This window comes from Aquirufa nivalisilvae, from assembly GCF_003143535.1.
In the GTDB taxonomy this organism is placed as follows: Bacteria; Bacteroidota; Bacteroidia; order Cytophagales; family Spirosomataceae; genus Aquirufa; species Aquirufa nivalisilvae.
In genome coordinates, this window is record NZ_CP029346.1 from 518,577 (window position 1) to 537,296 (window position 18,720).

The window sequence follows — 18,720 nt, forward strand, 5'->3', positions numbered from 1 at the left end:
GTCAATTTCATTTCTAACAAACTTACAAATTTCTTTTTTATGCCTAAGAAAAATGCTCCATTGGAATTAAAACCAGGTATGTTATTGGTTTCGGAACCATTTTTGGAGGATCCCTCTTTTCATCGTTCCGTGGTGTTATTATGTGAACATTCATCCTCTCATTCCTTTGGATTGGTGTTAAATCAACGACAAGAAATTGTGTTGGATTCTTACATGGATGAAAAGGTTATGGAAGATGTGCCGCTTTATTCGGGTGGGCCAGTTGATCCCACTATCATGCAATTTATTCACCGGAGGCCTGATTTAATACCCGATGGAATTGAGATTGGAGAGGGTATTTTTTGGTCAGGAGATTTCGAAAGAGCCATCGAATTAGTAGTAGGAGGAGAAATTGGCTTTGAAGAAATCAAATTTTTTATTGGTTACTCAGGCTGGGGTGCTGGTCAGTTGGATCGAGAAGTGAAATCCAATGCTTGGATGCTACATCCAGCCAAGGCGGAATATGTTTTTGATGAACCTACCATGAATTTATGGAGGAAAGTCTTGTTTGATAAAGGGGGTGATTATCGGGTGTTATCGACCTATCCAGATGACCCAAATTTAAACTAAAGAGTTTCTTAGCTTATTTTAGCCCAGTTAGTCGTGTCTCTTCGTTGATGAGCTACTTGTTCACGAATCATCTGATGATTTGGTTGTGTTAGTTGAGGATCTTCATCCAATATTTTCTGAGCCGTTTCTCTAGCAACTTTTAAGATTTCGCCGTCTTTGGCTAGATCTGCAATCATTAGGTCAATGGCACCACTTTGACGCGTACCTCCTAAATCGCCGGGTCCCCTCAATTGTAAATCTACTTCGGCAATCTCAAAACCATTGTTGGTTCTAACCATGGTTTCTATCCTTTTTTTGGTATCAGCACTTAACTTATAATCGGTCATTAAAATACAGTAACTCTGTTCAGCCCCACGACCTACACGGCCTCTAAGCTGATGCAGTTGTGCCAATCCAAATCTTTCGGCACTTTCAATGATCATAATACTGGCATTAGGGACATTGACACCTACTTCAATAACGGTAGTGGCTACCATGATTTTGGTTTCATTTTTGACAAAGCGAGCCATTTCAAAATCTTTATCGGCCGACTTCATTTTACCATGAAGAATACCCAAAGGAACTTCGGGAAAGGCTCTGGAAATACTTTCAAAGCCATCCATTAAATCTTTGAAATCCATTTTTTCGGATTCTTCAATCAGAGGATAAACAATATATACCTGTCGACCTTTGCTCAATTCATTTTGAATAAAGCCAAATACTTGTAGCCGATGACTATCATAACGATGGATCGTTTGAATGGCTTTTCTTCCTGCTGGCATTTCATCAATGATGGAAATGTCTAAATCACCATACAAGGTCATAGCTAAAGTACGCGGAATCGGTGTGGCCGTCATCACCATCACATGCGGGTGGGTCTGTTTGTTTTTATCCCAAAGTTTAGCTCGTTGGGCTACGCCAAAACGATGTTGTTCATCAATGATGCAAAGTCCCAAATTATGAAATTGGACGACATCTTCAAAAATGGCATGGGTTCCCACTAAAATATGCAGTTTTCCCGAGGCTAAATCCTCATGCAAAACTTGTCGATCTTTCTTTTTAGTTGACCCAGTCAATTTTGCGATTCGGATATCCAATAAATCAGCAAATTTCTTTAAACCTTGGTAATGCTGATCAGCTAGAATTTCGGTAGGTGCCATTAGGCAGGCTTGTGTGCCATTATCAATAGCCAAAAGCATGGCAATAAAAGCAACAATAGTTTTGCCAGATCCTACATCGCCTTGGAGGAGTCGGTTCATTTGTTGGCCCGACTTCATATCCTGAAAAATTTCTCGAATCACTTTTTTCTGCGCATTGGTTAGCTCAAAGGGCATGTGATTCTGATAGAAATTGGTTAGTAGGGCAGCCGAAGAAAAGACCTGTCCAGGAAACGCAGTTTTCCTGACTAAATTTTGTTTGATTAATCGGAGTTGGTTATAAAAGAGCTCTTCAAATTTCAAACGTCTTTTGGCTTGATGCAACCAATTCTCGGATTGGGGTAAATGAATATGGTATAGGGCTTCCTGCTTAGAAATGAGTTTAAATTGTTGAATAATTTCAGCGGGTAGCGTTTCTCGAATGTAAGGGAAGGCCACTTGCAAGACATTTTTTTGCAATTGAGCAATCACTTTACTGTCGATGTATTTTTTTCTTAATTTATCAGTTAATGAATAAACTGGATGAAAATAGGTGTCATTTTGTGCTTTACCCTTGTATACTTCCATTTCTGGATGCGTAATTTGCATTTGCCCATTGAAGCTAGTGGGCTTGCCATAAAATAAATAATCCACCCCAGGCGTTAAGGTTTTTTCAAGCCATTTAATGCCTTGAAACCAGACGAGTTCAATGCAGCCAGATTCGTCGCAACATTGGGCAACGAGCCTTTGCTTGAGTCCCTGACCTATTTTTTCTTTGTAACGAATACGTCCTACAAATTGAGCATGCTCCATTTGTTCCGTAATTTGGTCAATGGAATAAATGGCTGTTCGGTCTTCGTAGCGAAAGGGGAAATATTGAATTAAGTCGCCATAGGTAAAAAGACCTAACTCCGTTTGAAGCAAACTAAGCCTTGCGGGAGTGATACCGCGTAATAGAGCTAAATCTGTTTCAAAAAAATGGGTCATGGGCATTCCTTAAAAATTTTGTGAATTTAGGTATATTTACAAAACCTTAGGGAGAATTTTTTAAGCTTTATGTTTTTAACAAACACTTTATTAATTTCTAGATTAACATACCCTTCTTTAACTCGTGTAAAGTCATTCTTGTTACTCGTTTTTTTACTGGGAACTTATGTGTCTTCGTGGGCTCAATGTCCGGTTTGGGTAGCTACTGAAAAAAAAGTAGTGGTGTTTTCTCCCAATCGCCTTATAGGTGAACCTTATCCTAATCCTATTCCTATTCCTGTCAATGGTGCTCAGAATGCGGATATTAAATGGACATGGACATTAGCGGGTACAAATCGAGGGCAAGAAATTGGCGTAACGGATTCTACTAGATTAAATACGACCTTCGATATTCAGAAAATCATCCAGAGTCATCAGGATTTAGAAGGGACGAGTTTTACTTTAACTTATTTTATTACCGGAGTCGGTAAAGACGCAACTACGGGTCAACCATGTCAAAGTTTTGCGACTATCGACGTCGTTGTTTTAGTTAAGATACATCCATACAATGCCATTACGCCCAATTCGGATGATACCAATGATGAATGGTTTATTGACTATTTATACAATTATCCTGATGCTAACATTGTGATATTCGATAGATGGGGGCAGCCTGTTTTTGAAAGTACAGGGTATCAATATGAAGAAAAACCCTTTAAGGGGAAGTTTAATGGGAAGGATTTACCCTCTGGAACATACATGTACCGCATTACACCTAGTGAGGAATATGGGACTATTTATGGTAACTTGACCATTGTAAGATAATATATGAAAAGCTTATTAGATCAACAGTTTCAGTCGGAAGGATTTGTCATTAGCCAAGTAGAGGATTTACTCAACTGGGCTCGAGCGAGTTCTTTGTGGCCTATGAGCTTTGGTTTAGCTTGCTGTGCGATCGAAATGATGCAGGCATTTGCCTCAGGATATGATTTGGATCGTTTTGGAATATTTCCTCGTCCTTCCCCTCGTCAGTCGGATGTCATGATCGTGGCTGGAACGGTTACTTTCAAAATGGCAGATCGGATTCGTCGTTTGTATGAGCAAATGCCTGAGCCGAGGTATGTGATTTCGATGGGTTCTTGTTCTAACTGTGGTGGTCCCTATTGGGATCATGGATATCACGTAGTGAAAGGAGTGGATCGAATTATTCCCGTGGATGTGTATGTACCAGGCTGTCCGCCTAGGCCAGAAGCCTTATTGGGAGGGATTATTAAATTGCAGGAGAAAATTCAAAAGGAAAGTTTGGTCGTTCCTGCTCGTATTTTGGAAGCCATAGCATAAAAAGACTCAGATGAATACGGTGCTACACATAAAGGAATTGATAGAGCAAAATTTAGGCAAAAGTCTATATTGGGATGAAGCAAATGGGCGTATTACATTAGAAGTAGAAGATTTAGTAGCTGTTTGTGATTTGTTATGGAGAAGTCCTGAGGCATATTTTGATTCATTGTCTTGTTTGACGGCCATCGATAATGGTCCTGAGAAAGGTGATTTGGAATTGATATATACCTTGTATTCCATTCCCAATCATTTGACATTTCATCTTCGAGTGGTCGTGCCACGTGAATTGCCTAATGGATCTTTACCTGAGGTGCCAACGGTTTCTCACATTTGGAAAACAGCCGATTGGCATGAAAGAGAGGCTTTTGATTTGGTAGGTGTGAAATTTACTGGCCACCCTGATTTAAGAAGAATTTTGTTGCCAGAAGATTGGAGTGGACATCCTTTGAGAAAAGATTATGAAGAACCTGATACCTATCACGGGATTCAAGTAAAATATTAGTCGAATGAAAATAGCAGGCTTTACTTTCATTCGGAATGCAATCAAAAATGATTACGCCATTGTGGAGGCAATAACTTCCATTCTGCCAATTTGCGATGAATTTGTGGTAGCTGTTGGCCAGTCGGAAGATGATACCTTGGCCTTGATTCAAGCGATACCTTCTGAAAAAATTAAAATTGTAGAAACGGCTTGGGATGATACGCAGCGTGAAGGTGGTCGGACCTTTGCTTTAGAAACTGACAAAGCATACGCAGCCATTTCACCCGATACAGATTGGGCTTTTTATATTCAAGGAGATGAATGTGTCCATGAAAATGATTTGCCCATCATTAAGCAATCCATGCAGCATTATTTGTCAGATTCGGCTGTGGAAGGGTTATTGTTTCATTACCGTCATTTTTATGGGTCTTACAATCACGTGGCGGTGTCAAGGAGATGGTATCGTCGGGAAATTAGAGTGGTAAAATTTCATCCTGATGTACACTCTTACAAGGACGCACAAGGATTTAGAAAAGCGGGAAGAAAGATTCAGGTTAAGCTGATTCCTGCTCATATTTTCCATTATGGATGGGTTAAGCCTCCTCAAGGGCTCAATAATAAAGTGAGAAACTTTACACAGTTTTACCATGACGACGCTTGGCTGGAAGCGAATGTTCCGCAGGATTATCAGTTTGATTACGGAAATGCGGAGCGTTTGACACTTTTTGAAGGGACTCATCCTCAAGTCATGCAGGCAAGGGTGGCACAGCAGAATTGGCCATTTCATGTGGACTCCAAGGAACTGAGAAAACGTATGAGTCTCAGAAGAAAAGTACTACAGCAAATAGAAGATTGGACAGGTAGGCGCATAGGAGAGTATAAAAACTACCGAATGATCTAATGATGGAAGAGAAAATTTCCTATTTCCCACAGCAAGCTTCGGAGAGCAAGCCCTTTTTTTCTATCCTGATTCCTACATGGAATAATTTGGCATTTCTTCAAAATTGTATCAGAAGTATACGCCAACATTCTACTACTTCCTATCAGTTGGTGGTACATCTCAATGAAGGGACAGATGGTTCTTTGGAATGGATAAAAGAACAAGGGGATATCGCTTATTCCCACAGTGAAGAAAATGTGGGGGTTTGTTATGCCATGAATGCGATGCGTAGCTTGGCCACGGCAGATTATTTATTGTATCTCAATGACGACATGTATGTATTACCCAATTGGGATGGTATTTTACAAGAGGAAGTGTTGGCTTGTCCAGATAATTATTTCTTTATTTCTGCTACCATGATAGAGCCAAGAGCTCAAAGTAATTGTTCCATTGAACAGGCTTATGGTTATAATCTGGAGACTTTTGAGGAAGAGCGATTATTGAAAGAATGGAATACTTGGGAGAAAAAGGATTGGCAGGGGAGTACTTGGCCGCCCAATGTAGTACATAAAGATCTTTGGGATCAGGTAGGAGGTTATAGCGTGGAATTTTCTCCTGGCATGTATTCAGATCCGGATTTTTCCATGAAATTATGGCAGGCAGGTGTGCGCTTATTTAAAGGTGTAGTCCGTAGTCGTGTGTATCATTTTGGTTCTATTTCCGTCAAAAGGGTCAAGCAAAATAAAGGGTACTATCAATTTATACGTACTTGGGGTATGAGTTCTGGGACTTTCTCCAAATACTATTTACAAAGAGGAAAGCCTTTTACAGGTCCTCTCAAAAAGCGAATAATCCCTTTTTGGGTACATCTCAAAAATTGGTATTATCGACTAAGCCTACATTTTAAAGCTTAGTAAATAGTGAAAAGTAGTTTAAATGGATATAGCCATTTACTCAAGGCCCCTTTTTTCTTATAGGCCAACATCGCATCACGGTATTTCATGACTAGGTAAGTTCTCCTGATTCTATGGAAGATTCCGGAGGAACTAAAATCATGTGCTAATTGCCGAAGTACCTTTTTTTCCAGGATTTTTTCAGTGGGACAAAGTTCAGCTAAGAGTTGAACGCGCTGCTGTATACGTAAATCACGTTGTTTTCTGGTTGCATATTGCTTGGGCGCTTTTTTTAAGTTGGCACCAATAGCATTTTGATCATGTTGGCGATAGTGTACCAAGATTTCTGGCAAATAAGTAACCCCTTGAAAGCAGGTTGCAAGAAAGCCAATGTAGTAGTCGTGGGAAACAAATCTTGGAAAAGGAAAAGCATGTTTCAATATGGATTTTTGAAACAACATACTATGACCTGGGGCCCAAGCACCAAACGTGTACATGAGAGGAGAGGTATAGGGAATTTGATTTTTAAGGTCAGACATTCTTTGAGGAAGCTCATGTCCATTGTCGTCAATGAGTTGAGAATCAGCATAAATCAGCGAATGTGCCCCGAAGGATTGGTATAAGCGACTTAATTTTTGTTTTTCCCAAATATCATCTTGGTCGGATAGGGCAATCCATTCACCTTGGGCCAATTGAATTGCTTTTTCAAAACTTCCTACATAGCCTAAATTTTTCTCGTTTTGGTAGAGTTTAATTCTCGCATCTTGTTGTGCCATTTTTTGAAGAATTGACCAAGTAGTATCGGTGGAAGCATCATCCAAATAGACAAACTCAAGATGTGGATAATCTTGGTTTAAGTGGCTGAGAATTTGTTCTTCCACAAATTTCTCTCCCTGGTAACAAGCCATGACGATTGAAATTAAGGGAGGATTCCGTTTGTTATTCTGTATTGAGGGCATTGAAAGGGTATAAATTCTAAAGTAGTTTATTAAAATTGTAGTAATTTGGCCTAAATTTAAGAAAGATTCTCATTGAAAACCTATCTCCGACTACTTAGCTACGCCGTTTCCATTCGGAAGTATATATTTCCTTATTTCGGATTTTCATTAATGGCCAGCTTATTTGGAATCTTAAATTTCACTTTGTTGATTCCGCTATTGAATGTGCTTTTCAATCAGGCTGCAACATCTAACATTGAATTATACCGAAATCTTCCTGAATTCAGCTTTTCTCCCAATTATTTCTCTTTTGCTTTTAATCATTATTTCTATGGTGCATTAGAGCAATACGGTAGAATTGGCGCTTTACAGTATGCCTGTGGAGCTATTATGATTTCCGTGATTTTGTCCAATATCTTTCGTTATTTTTCACAGCGAGTATTAAAAACGGTGGAGGCTGACACCATTGCTTCTTTGAGGCAAGCCGTATTCGAACAAGCTATTCGTTTGGATTTGAGCTATTTCAGTGAGCGCAAAAAGGGGAATTTGATGTCGCGCTTGACCACGGACGTACAGGAGGTGGAAAATAGTATCGGCCGGGCCTTTACTGCTACTTTCAAAGAGATCTTTTCTTTAGTCTTGTTTTTTGTCTTTTTAGCTAGTATGTCTGGCAAATTGACTTTATTCTCTCTTATGATCCTTCCACTTTCAGGAGGAGTTATTGCTACCATTACTCGAAGATTACGTCGTGCAGCGGGAGAAGTTCAGCAGCATTTAAGTGGTTTGATTAGCTTATTGGATGAGACTTTTGGAGCCATGCGTGTAGTGAAGGCGTTTCGAGCAGAGCCAATGATGGATCAACGATTTCAGCAAGAAAATGGGAAATACCGACATTCCTTGTTGAAGATGGTATTCCGACAAGAATTGACTTCACCTGTCTCGGAAAGTTTGGGAGTGTTGGTGGTTACAGGAATATTGTTGTATGGAGGAACATTAGTGATTTCTGGAGATGGAGAATTAAGTGCGTCTACCTTCATTGCTTTTATTGCTACTTTTTCACAGGTAATGCGACCTGCCAAGGCAATAGCAGATGCATTCAGTGGTATTCAACGCGGTGTGGCTAGCGCTGACCGGATTATAGAAATCTTAGATACCCAGCCTAGTATTGTAGCAGAGGAGCCAATTATTCCAAAGAAAGAATTGGTTCATCGCATCGTTTTTGATCAGGTGAATTTTGCTTATCAAAAGGATAAATTGGTATTAGATCAAGTCAGTTTTGAGATTCCCAAAGGGAAGACCATCGCATTGGTTGGTCCATCAGGTGGTGGTAAATCCACTTTGGCGGATTTGTTGCCCCGTTTTTATGATCCTAATTCAGGTCAAATTTTAATTGATGATGTGCCCATTAAACAAGTACCTCTAGAAGATTTGCGCTCCTTGATGGGTATCGTAACTCAAGAATCCGTTTTGTTTAACGACACCATATTCAACAACATTGCCTTTGGTACAGAAGCTAGTCAAGAAGAAGTAGAAGAAGCTGCTAAGATTGCTAATGCACATGATTTTATTATGGCCAATCCGGAGGGCTATCAAGCTTATATTGGGGACCGAGGTTCAAAATTATCGGGTGGGCAACGTCAGCGAATATCCATTGCGAGAGCTGTATTGAAAAATCCACCTATTTTGATTTTAGATGAAGCAACCAGTGCGCTAGACAATGAATCGGAGAAATTAGTTCAGGCAGCTTTAACGAATCTGATGAAGAATAGAACGGTGTTGGTAATCGCTCATCGTTTAAGTACCATACAGCATGCGGACCAGATATTGGTCGTACAAAAAGGAAAGATTATGGAAAGGGGAACGCATGAGGAATTAATGCGTGATTCGAAGGGACTTTATGCTAAATTAAGTCATTCCAAATAATCAGACCATTTGATAGATACACGAATCGATTTATCAAGAAATGATTAGTTATTCCATTTAGAAAAGGGTAATTTTGCGTTCGAATTGTAAATTAGCTTTGATTATCTACTATGTCATCATCATTATTAGCACAACGAATTCAAGCTTTAGAAGAGTCTTCCACTTTAGGAATGACTAAAAAAGCTCGTGAATTAGCCGCCCAAGGTCATAAAGTTATAAGTTTATCGGTTGGAGAGCCAGATTTTAAAACTCCAGCTCACATCTGTGAAGCAGCAAAGAAGGCCATCGATGATGGTTTTCACGGATATTCTCCGGTAGCAGGTTATCCAGATTTGCGTATGGCAATTGCCAACAAATTGAAACGTGATAATGGATTAGAGTGGGCTTCTGAAAACATTGTTGTTTCTACTGGAGCTAAGCATTCATTAGCAAATGCCATTGCTGCATTAATCGATCCAGGTGATGAGGTAATCATTTTCTCACCTTACTGGGTTTCTTATTCAGAAATGGTCAAATTAGCCGAAGGTACTTCCGTGATTGTTCAAGGTTCTTTTGAGAATAATTTCAAAGTAACAGCTGAGCAATTTGAAGCGGCTATTACACCTAAGACTAAAATGGTGATGTTTGCATCGCCAAATAATCCTACAGGTTCTGTTTACACAGAATCAGAATTACGGGATATTGCCAATGTTGTAGCTCGTCATGAGCGCATCTTTGTTTTGGCAGATGAAATATATGAGTACATCAATTTTACTCAAGGAGGTCATTTTTCAATTGGTTCTATTCCTGAGATTAAAGACCGTGTTATCACAGTAAATGGTGTTGCTAAAGGTCATGCTATGACTGGTTGGAGAATTGGATTCATTGCTGCAGCTAAATGGATTGCTGATGGTGTGGAGAAATTACAAGGTCAAGTAACATCAGGTACGAATTCCATCGCTCAAAAAGCAGCCGTTGCAGCATTTAACGGAACCTTGGATCATGCTTATGAAATGAAAGCCGCTTATGACCGCCGTCGTAAATTGGTGGTAGGTAAATTACGTGAGATCGAAGGATTTAAAGTGAATATGCCAGATGGTGCATTTTATGCATTCCCTGATATTTCTTATTTCTATGGTAAATCTGATGGAAAAACGACCATCAATGATTCGGATGATTTCTGTAACTGGTTGTTGCAAGAAGCTTATGTAGCCACTGTGGCAGGTTCTGGTTTTGGAGCTCCTAATTGTATGCGTATTTCTACCGCAGCTGCTGATGAGCAATTAGAAGAAGCATGCGAGCGTATCAAAAATGCGGTTGCTAAATTGAAATAGACGAATTTTAATATATAAAAAAGGTTAGCTGTTCATTCAGCTAACCTTTTTTTATGCTTAGTAATTATACTTGTTAACGTTTCAGAGGATTACTTTTTCAGGGTCCTGCTTAGCATACTAAATCCAATAATGGCAGAAACCAAGGAGGCTAATAAAATGCTGAATTTAGAGACGTCTACAATGGATTCTTGATTGAATGATAAGTTGGTGATGAAAATAGACATGGTAAATCCAATTCCTCCCAAAAATCCTACGCCAACAATGGATGCCCAAGATAAATCTTTGGGTATTTTGCTGATACCCAAGCTGGAAGCAATAAAACAAAATAAGAATATTCCAATGGGTTTCCCTAGACTCAGTCCAGTGAATATACCCAAACTGTATGTTTCTAGTAGTTTGCTAGTGGTATCTGTATTTAGGATAATAGCAGTGTTGGCCAAGGCAAATATCGGTAATATTCCAAAGCTGACCGGCTTATGTAAAAAGTGCTGAATTTTAGTCGATATGGATTGTTGGTCCCCCTGATCAAATGGAATGGCAAAGGCTAATAATACCCCTGTGATGGTGGGGTGGACACCTGATTTCCCCATAAAATACCACATGGCTACACCTCCAATTAGATACAAGGGTATGGAGCGGACTTTAGCAAAATTCAGTCCACCTAACAAAGCGAATGTGCCTAATGATAAAAATAAATTGGTCCAGTCTAAGCCACTAGAATAAAATGTTCCAATGATGACTATGGCCCCTAGGTCGTCAATTACTGCCAAAGCGGTTAAAAAAATCTTAAGCGATAAGGGCACTTTATTTCCTAAAAGGGACAAGATTCCTAAAGCAAATGCGATATCGGTCGACATAGGAATGGCACTTCCAGAAATGGTGCTCGTGCCATAATTGAAAATAGTATAGATAATGACAGGAACAACCATGCCTCCTAATGCAGCTATGATAGGGAAAGAGGCTTCCTTGATCCTGGAAAGTTCGCCAATGTAAATTTCTCTTTCTAATTCTAAACCCACCAATAGGAAAAAGATGGTCATTAATCCATCATTGATCCAATGTTCTAAAGCATGGCCTAAAACTTCGGTTCTCCATAGGTGATGGTAAGCATTTCCCCATTCAGAGTTGGTGATATAGAGAGAAAGAAGTGTACAAAAAATCAGAATGATACCACTTGATTTTTCACTTTCAAAAAACTCTTTGAACAATTTACTAGTCTTCATAGAATGGGTGAAAGAATTTTAGAAATGGTAACTAAAGCTAGCTGCATAATAATTGGGAGCAATTCTTGGTTCCCATTGAAAGGCTTGCTTTTGGGAAAAATGCTGTTTCAATTTAGGATAAATACAATAGGCTAATTCTGCCGAAGCAATTCCAATTCCAGCTCCTACTAAGACGTCACTTAACCAATGTTCATGGTTAGCTAGTCGTAAGTAACCCGTTCCTGCAGCTAAAGTATATCCTGTAACAGCTAACCATGGATAATCCTTGCCCAGTTCTTTTGCCAAAACGGTCGCTCCAAAAAATGCTGTGGCGGTGTGACCAGAAGGGAAGGAATGTTCGGTGCCGTTGGGGCGTGTTTCATTAACAATGCGCTTCAAGCCTTGGGTGCTGATGGCATAAATACCTGTTCCTAAAAGAAATAAGCCTAACTGATCCTTGGTTTTATGTACTGAATTAGCACCTAATAATCTGGCACCGATTTGAATCAAAGTTGGACTATATTGTAAAAAATCATCTGCGGAAGTCTGAAAGTTGGGGTAGTTCTCTTGATGCCAAGTAAGCTGTTTATCTCGAGCACTTTGGTTGTAAAAAACCAATCCCCCAATGCCTAAACTTAGAGGAGCTATCCAGGGCTTCAGCTTAGTACTTTTTTTTTCTTGTCCGTATGATTCATTTATTCCTAGAATCAGCAAGCAAACCAGAGCCCAATATTTGTAAGATGGCATTATTTTTCTTTTAATAGGTTTTGGATAGTTTTTTCAAATTCTTGAACCCAATCCGTATAATATAAACCTGTTCCTGGTCCTGAGAAGCCTGTGTGAATTTCTCTTACTTTTCCTTTTTTATCGATGACGAAAGTGGTTGGATAGCCGTAGAATTTATTCAACATTGGGAAAACTTGAGCTATGGTGTCATCATTGGGAACACCCCCAAAAACTAAAGGATATTCGATACCTATTTTCTTTTTGAAATTTTCAATTTTAGGACCAGAAACTGCCATATCCGGGGAGTATTCGAAAGAAACGCCAATGACTTCCACTCCTTTTGCTTTGTTTTTAGCATAAAATGGAGCTAAAAAACGGGCTTCATCAATACAATTCGGGCACCAAGACCCCATGATTTCTACGATGACCACTTTATCTTTGAAGCGCTCATCTTGCAGGCTAATTGTTTCCCCTTTAGGAGTAGGTAAGCTGAAATTTAAACGATCGTATCCAGGTTTTAAGAAAGTTAATTTTTTCAAGTCAGGTAAGCTAGCCTTCGGATCTAAATGCCCTTTAAACTCTTTTTTGGTAGCAAAACCAGAAAACAAGGTTCCTTGGATTTCTTTAGCCTTTACTTTGGTTTTGAAAAGTAAGACAAAGCTTCCATCAAAATAACTCACCAATAGGCTGTCGCCAGACACATTTCCTTGTAAAAAGCGATAATCACCCGAGGTTTGTAAAATAGAACCAGTTACTTTATTTCCAACTTGTTTGAAAATACCTACGCTGGGAGTATGCTTATCATCGACAGAAATATCCACATCCCAAGTTCCACTGACATTGACTGTTGGCGGTTTTAATGCCGTGAATCTTTCTTTGGATCCATATTGAGCAGAAAAGGGTAGTTGGTTAACAAATTTCCCATTTCTTTTTTTGATCCAATAACCTGACATTTTTTGTGAGCCATCTACATGTGCTACAATTTCTGAATCATATAGGTCAAATGGTATTACCAATGAATCGCCTCGAAAATAGGATTCACCTAAATGAAAACTTTCTGAGCCATTAATGACTTTAATTAAATAAGTATCTTTCTTTTTGCCTGGAGCAACACTAAGGTTAACTGGAAGTCCACCTCCTTGAGAACGAAGCTCTGCTCTCCAAGGGCCTAATTGTAGGTTTTTACTCGTTTGGGCTATAACATTGGCAGTCAAAAAGAAAGCAATGAACCCTAAAAATAAATGTCGTTTAGTCATGTTAATTAAATGCTTGTTCGCAAAGATAGGACAAAGCAAGGCGGCTTTAAAAAAAATGCCCACAATTTCGAAAATTGCTGAAATGACCGCAGGATAATTTGTAATTTTGTTTTGAATAGACCCTATGATCGAGAACCCATACCATACCTCCGTTTTATTGCATGAATGCGTTGATGGATTAGCCATTAAGCCAGCTGGCATTTATGTAGATGTTACTTTTGGAGGAGGAGGTCATTCTCGTGCGATTTTGGGAAAATTAGGTCCAGATGGGCGTTTATTTGCCTTTGATCAAGATCCCGACGCATGGCGACAAGCTGAAAAAATTGACGATGATCGCTTGGAATTGATTACAGCCAATTTTCGGCATATTCAGAAATATTTACGGATACACGGGATCAAACAGGTAGATGGAATCATGGCTGATTTTGGGGTGTCATCTTTTCAGTTGGACGCAGCAGAGCGTGGTTTTTCAACTCGTTTTGATGGCCCTTTGGATATGCGGATGGGACCTTCGGCATCTACTGATGCTGCAGAAGTTTTAAATTCTTATTCGGCTGAGAATCTGCAAAAGATTTTTGGGATGTATGGGGAGATTAAAAATGCGCGTACTTTGGCTCAAGCAGTAGTCCAAGCCAGAACGCAAAAAGCCCTAAAAACGACATCGGAATTCAAAGAAATATTGGCTAAATTAGCTCCAAGATCTCGCGAGTTCAAGTACTTTGCTCAAGCGTTTCAAGCGGTGCGTATTGAAGTAAATCAAGAATTAGCAGTTATAGAAGAGTTTTTAGATCAAGCGGCTAATTTATTAGCTCCCGAAGGCAGATTGGTGGTGTTGTCTTTTCATTCTTTGGAAGATCGCTTGGTGAAAAATTTCATTCGTACAGGGGATTGTCAAGGTAAGGAAGATAAAGATTTGTTTGGGGTTGTTCATAAACCCTTAGAGTCAATTATCCGTAAACCTATTACGGCCTCCGAAGAAGAATTAAAAAGAAATCCAAGGTCACGAAGTGCAAAATTGAGAATCGCAGCTAAAATTTAATATGGCGAAACAAGTGTCTGATACTGAACAAGCTCCTAAAACTTCCGTTCCTCAAGAAGGGATATTGGATCTTTTGTTCAATATGGATCCCTTAACAGGGGGCGAGTTGCCTTTTAAGTTGGTAAAAAGAATCGCTTTCATTGCATTTTTAATCATTATATATATATATTATTCGATGTTGGCCGATGGAAAAATTCATCAAATAGCTAAAACCAAAGCAGAATTGGAAGAGATTCGAGCGGATTATACGACACAAAAAGCCGAATTCATGAAGATTGGAAAGCAAAGCTATTTGGCCGTAGCCATGAAGAAATATGCGTTGGAATTAAGTCTAACTCCGCCTACTAAAGTCGTTTTTGATCAATCTAAAGAAGCTAAAAATAACGACTAGCGTATGGCAAAGGTAAAAAGACAAAACATACGAGAGATTATCACCAAGCGATTCATCGCCTTTTTTATCGTGGTGATTTTGTTGTTTGTTGTCTTGGTGGTGAACTTATATAAAATAGTTTTTATCAACGGAGAAACTCTACGCAATGATGTGTTTAATACCTACATCAAAGAAAGAAGCGTAGATGCCACTCGTGGGAATATTTATTCGGATGATGGTAGTTTATTAGCAACTTCTTTGCCCAAATATAGATTGGGTCTGGACCCTTCCGTATATAATCGAAATGCAACTTCAGAAAAGAAGTTTAAGGAACATATTGATGAATTAGCCAATGCATTAGCTGATTTTTTCCAAGATCATTCAGCGGAAGAATACAAGAATAAAATAGTTTCGGCGAAGAAGAACGGCAAAAATTATTTATTGTTAAACAATCGATTGCTGGATTTTCAAGAACGGAAAAAGGTAGCCAAATTTCCTTTATTCAATTTAGGGGAAGCTACTAAAACGGGGATAGTATTCGATAAAGTGAATGTTCGCTATGCTCCTTTTGGACAGATGGCTTATCGTACTGTTGGATATTTGAAAGATAAGGTAGCTGTAGGTATCGAAGGAAGTTTCAATTCAGAATTGAAGGGGACTCCTGGTAAGGGGCTATTTGAGAAAATGGATAAAAATACTTGGAGACCAGTAGAAGGAGGAGAAGAGTCTGTTCCTAAGCCTGGCCTAGATATTTATACCACTTTAGATATTAACATTCAAGATATTGTAGAGTCGGCTTTGATGAAAGCCATGACAACCTATGAGGGCGATTACGGGGTGGTTATTGTGATGGAAACAGCTACTGGAGAAATCAAAGCCATTTCCAATTTGTCTAAAAATGCAAATTCTACAACTGGATATTCAGAGAGCTTTAACTATGCGATTCGAGAGGCTAGAGACCCAGGGTCTGTATTTAAATTACCTTCTATGATGGCTATGCTTGAGGAGGCTGATTTGCCATTGGATATGCCTGTATCAACAGGAAATGGAAAGTATCACCATTACAATGGGACTATGTCTGACTCCCATCCTATGGGGACTATTTCGGTAGCTCAAGTTATCGAAAGCTCTTCCAATGTAGGAACCATGGTGCTTATGAAAAAGGTCTTTGCATCTAAGCCTGCTAAATTTTATGATTATCTAAAAAAGTACCATTTAATTGAGTCATTGCATTTTCAAATCCAACCCAACCCGAGGCCTAATTTCCCTGTTCCAGCCAAATGGGATGCTTTTCAGTTGCTTTGGTCTTCGGTGGGGTATTCAACGCAATACTCCCCATTGCAATTGATTTCATTTTATAATGCGATTGCCAATAATGGTTATTGGGTTCAACCTATTATTGTTAGCAAAGCTACACGAGCTGATGAGGTGGTGATTGACTATCGGGCTAAACAGCTTAGAGATCAAGCTCCTTTATGTTCCCCTAAGACATTAGAAAAAATTAAAAGTATGTTAGAAGGGGTGGTAACCAAAGGGACAGCCAATAATATCAAAGGAACAACCTATGGAATTGCTGGGAAAACAGGTACAGCTCAGCGAATTATTAATGGGCGCTATATTCCGGGGAAATACTATACTTCGTTTATTGGGTACTTTCCAGTGAAAAAACCTAAATACACCATTTTAGTATCGATCGATAATCCTCAAGGACATGCTGAAGCTACTTATGCTAGACAAGTAACAGCACCCGTATTTAAGGAAATTTCAGATAATATTTACTTAAGGGACATGAAGCTTCACAGAAAGTTAACAGGGACCTTACCTGATTCTTTAAACAAAGCTTCTCTGTCTCATACAGTACATCCCATGGATCAGACAATCTTATATTCCAATTTTGGTTTACCTAAAGTGGAAGAAGATGGAAGTTGGCTGCAGTTTAAAATGGATAAGCAATTGGTTCAAAATACACCTTTGAGTTTTCCTGCCAAGACGGTTCCCAATGTAGTGGGGATGAATTTAAGAGACGCATTATTTACCTTAGAAAATAGAGGACTCAAAGTAAAGGCCAATGGCTTAGGAACTGTGGTGAGTCAGTCAATTCCTCCAGGCAGTCCAACCCGAAAAAATCTATTATTACAAATTCAACTTCAGTAATATGGCATCTGTTCAGACCCTATTTCAATCGATACCTGTTGTACAAATAACAGGTCAAGATCAATCGGTTGAGATGTTGTGTTTTGATTCAAGAAAAGCAGAGCAAGGTTCTTTGTTTTTTGCTATGCGTGGAACCCAAGTGGATGGCCATCAATTTTTGCCACAGGTATATGCTCAAGGATGTAAAGCTTGGGTGGTAGAGCAATTACCCATAGATATTCCTTCCGATGTGATTTGTGTCCAAGTGAAGGATAGCAATGAAGCTCTAGCTTTAGCTGCAGCTGAATTTTATGGACATCCTTCCAAAGAGTTGAAATTAGTAGGTATTACAGGAACTAACGGAAAAACGACCTCTGTCACCTTGTTATTTGAGCTGTTTAGAAAATTAGGTCACCGCTGTGGTTTAATTTCTACGGTTCAAAATAAGATTGAAGATCGAGTTATTCCTGCTACACATACCACACCAGACGCGCTAAGCTTACAAGCATTATTGAGAGAAATGAAGGAGGAGGGTTGTAGCCATGTGTTCATGGAGGTAAGCTCTCATGCAGTTGTTCAAAAGCGTATTTTTGGGGTTCAATTTTGTGGAGCCATTTTCTCCAATATTACACGAGATCATTTAGATTTTCATGAGACATTTGATGCTTACATCGCCGCTAAAAAAGGTTTTTTCGATGCCCTTCAGGCTTCCGCCTTTGCGCTGACCAATGTAGATGATAAGCGAGGCATGGTGATGTTGCAAAATACCAAAGCCAAGAAATATACTTACGGATTATTGAATGCAGCTGATTTTAAAGCCAAGATTATCAGCAATGGTTTGTCGGGCTTACAATTGGAAATGAATGGGCAGCATTTGCATGCTCAATTAATTGGCACATTCAATGCGTATAATTTATTAGCCATTTATTCGACTGCCATTATTTTAGGGGAGGATGCATTGGAAGTTTTGATTCAACTGTCGAGCTTAAAAACAGCCCCGGGTAGATTTGAACAAATGGGAGGGAGTAATCATAAAATGGCCATTGTGGATTATGCTCATACGCCAGATGCATTAGAAAATGTGCTGAAAACTATTCAAGCCATTCGATCTAAAAATCAAAAAATCATTACGGTAGTAGGTTGTGGAGGTAATCGCGATTCGGGTAAAAGACCTATTATGGCCGCATTAGCAGCTAAATATTCAGATGCTTTTGTCCTAACTTCAGATAATCCCAGAAAAGAAGATCCTGAATTTATTTTGGATCAAATGGAGGCTGGATTGAGTGGAGAAGATAAAGTGAAAATGACGAGGTTAGTTGATCGCAAAGAGGGGATATTTTATGCTATCCGTCAATTGGCTGGTGCAGGAGATATCATTTTAGTAGCTGGAAAAGGGCATGAAACCTATCAGGATATCCAAGGCGTGAAATATGATTTTGATGATAAACAGGTCATTCAGGAAGCTTTTGACGCTTTGAATTAATTTGTACATCGCTATAAAATTTTGCATTTTTGTTTTTAATATCTAATCCAAA

Annotated in this window: 17 protein-coding genes; 12 read left to right on the plus strand and 5 right to left on the minus strand. The window is 39.1% G+C overall.

Annotated elements, in window-relative coordinates; genetic code table 11:
- Positions 1-39: 39 nt before the first annotated feature.
- Positions 40-609: a YqgE/AlgH family protein gene (locus HME7025_RS02340; protein ID WP_161956193.1), complete on the plus strand. Its 570-nt coding sequence runs from the start codon at positions 40-42 to the stop codon at positions 607-609.
- Between the two features lie 8 nt (positions 610-617).
- Here HME7025_RS02340 and recG read toward each other — a convergent pair whose 3' ends face one another.
- Positions 618-2,711 carry an ATP-dependent DNA helicase RecG gene (gene recG / locus HME7025_RS02345; RefSeq protein WP_109324935.1) on the minus strand — a complete coding sequence of 698 codons (2,094 nt, stop codon included), beginning with the start codon at positions 2,709-2,711 and terminating at the stop codon, positions 618-620.
- A 69-nt stretch (positions 2,712-2,780) separates the two neighbouring features.
- Between recG and HME7025_RS02350 the strand changes: the two genes are divergently transcribed.
- The 5 genes from HME7025_RS02350 to HME7025_RS02370 are packed head-to-tail and all read left to right on the plus strand — an operon-like array spanning position 2,781 to position 6,306.
- Positions 2,781-3,515, plus strand: a complete 735-nt coding sequence (locus HME7025_RS02350; protein WP_109322095.1) for a gliding motility-associated C-terminal domain-containing protein — start codon at positions 2,781-2,783, stop codon at positions 3,513-3,515.
- A gap of 3 nt (positions 3,516-3,518) precedes the next feature.
- Positions 3,519-4,031, plus strand: a complete 513-nt coding sequence (locus tag HME7025_RS02355; protein ID WP_109322096.1) for an NADH-quinone oxidoreductase subunit B — start codon at positions 3,519-3,521, stop codon at positions 4,029-4,031.
- Between the two features lie 10 nt (positions 4,032-4,041).
- Positions 4,042-4,533 carry an NADH-quinone oxidoreductase subunit C gene (locus HME7025_RS02360; protein ID WP_109322097.1) on the plus strand — a complete coding sequence of 164 codons (492 nt, stop codon included), beginning with the start codon at positions 4,042-4,044 and terminating at the stop codon, positions 4,531-4,533.
- 4 nt (positions 4,534-4,537) lie between these two features.
- On the plus strand, positions 4,538-5,413 hold the full coding sequence (locus HME7025_RS02365; protein ID WP_109322098.1) for a glycosyltransferase family protein: 876 nt from the start codon (positions 4,538-4,540) through the stop codon (positions 5,411-5,413).
- Positions 5,413-6,306, plus strand: a complete 894-nt coding sequence (locus tag HME7025_RS02370; RefSeq protein ID WP_226998263.1) for a glycosyltransferase family 2 protein — start codon at positions 5,413-5,415, stop codon at positions 6,304-6,306. Before HME7025_RS02365 ends, HME7025_RS02370 begins: the two co-directional genes overlap by 1 nt.
- On the opposite strand, the gene HME7025_RS02375 is transcribed toward HME7025_RS02370, so the two are convergent.
- A complete protein-coding gene (locus tag HME7025_RS02375) occupies positions 6,303-7,244 on the minus strand; it encodes a glycosyltransferase (RefSeq protein ID WP_109322100.1) in 942 nt (313 codons plus the stop codon). The two genes, HME7025_RS02370 and HME7025_RS02375, sit on opposite strands and share 4 nt — an antisense overlap.
- A gap of 72 nt (positions 7,245-7,316) precedes the next feature.
- On the opposite strand from HME7025_RS02375, the gene HME7025_RS02380 reads away from it, so the two are divergent.
- Together HME7025_RS02380 and HME7025_RS02385 are read left to right on the plus strand one after the other, a co-directional pair.
- Positions 7,317-9,146 (plus strand): ABC transporter ATP-binding protein, encoded by a 1,830-nt coding sequence (locus HME7025_RS02380; protein WP_109322101.1) that lies wholly within the window; start codon positions 7,317-7,319, stop codon positions 9,144-9,146.
- 110 nt (positions 9,147-9,256) lie between these two features.
- Positions 9,257-10,459, plus strand: a complete 1,203-nt coding sequence (locus HME7025_RS02385) for a pyridoxal phosphate-dependent aminotransferase (RefSeq protein ID WP_109322102.1) — start codon at positions 9,257-9,259, stop codon at positions 10,457-10,459.
- A gap of 89 nt (positions 10,460-10,548) precedes the next feature.
- Here the strand turns inward: HME7025_RS02385 and nhaA are convergent, their stop codons facing one another.
- The 3 genes from nhaA to HME7025_RS02400 are packed head-to-tail and all read right to left on the minus strand — an operon-like array spanning position 10,549 to position 13,643.
- Positions 10,549-11,682 carry a Na+/H+ antiporter NhaA gene (nhaA, locus tag HME7025_RS02390; RefSeq protein WP_109322103.1) on the minus strand — a complete coding sequence of 378 codons (1,134 nt, stop codon included), beginning with the start codon at positions 11,680-11,682 and terminating at the stop codon, positions 10,549-10,551.
- 18 nt (positions 11,683-11,700) lie between these two features.
- Positions 11,701-12,408 (minus strand): phosphatase PAP2 family protein, encoded by a 708-nt coding sequence (locus HME7025_RS02395; RefSeq protein WP_109322104.1) that lies wholly within the window; start codon positions 12,406-12,408, stop codon positions 11,701-11,703.
- A complete protein-coding gene (locus HME7025_RS02400; RefSeq protein WP_161956195.1) occupies positions 12,408-13,643 on the minus strand; it encodes a peroxiredoxin family protein in 1,236 nt (411 codons plus the stop codon). Before HME7025_RS02400 ends, HME7025_RS02395 begins: the two co-directional genes overlap by 1 nt.
- A gap of 124 nt (positions 13,644-13,767) precedes the next feature.
- Here HME7025_RS02400 and rsmH point away from each other — a divergent pair, with 124 nt between their 5' ends.
- Genes rsmH through HME7025_RS02420 form a run of 4 tightly spaced genes read left to right on the plus strand, consistent with a single transcriptional unit; the run spans position 13,768 to position 18,668 of the window.
- The gene (gene rsmH / locus HME7025_RS02405) at positions 13,768-14,682 is read left to right on the plus strand and encodes a 16S rRNA (cytosine(1402)-N(4))-methyltransferase RsmH (RefSeq protein ID WP_109324936.1); all 915 of its coding nucleotides are present in this window, start codon (positions 13,768-13,770) and stop codon (positions 14,680-14,682) included.
- 1 nt (position 14,683) lies between these two features.
- Positions 14,684-15,073: an FtsL-like putative cell division protein gene (locus tag HME7025_RS02410; RefSeq protein WP_109322106.1), complete on the plus strand. Its 390-nt coding sequence runs from the start codon at positions 14,684-14,686 to the stop codon at positions 15,071-15,073.
- 3 nt (positions 15,074-15,076) lie between these two features.
- Positions 15,077-17,206: a penicillin-binding protein gene (locus tag HME7025_RS02415; RefSeq protein WP_109322107.1), complete on the plus strand. Its 2,130-nt coding sequence runs from the start codon at positions 15,077-15,079 to the stop codon at positions 17,204-17,206.
- A gap of 1 nt (position 17,207) precedes the next feature.
- On the plus strand, positions 17,208-18,668 hold the full coding sequence (locus HME7025_RS02420) for a UDP-N-acetylmuramoyl-L-alanyl-D-glutamate--2,6-diaminopimelate ligase (protein WP_109322108.1): 1,461 nt from the start codon (positions 17,208-17,210) through the stop codon (positions 18,666-18,668).
- Positions 18,669-18,720: the final 52 nt, after the last annotated feature.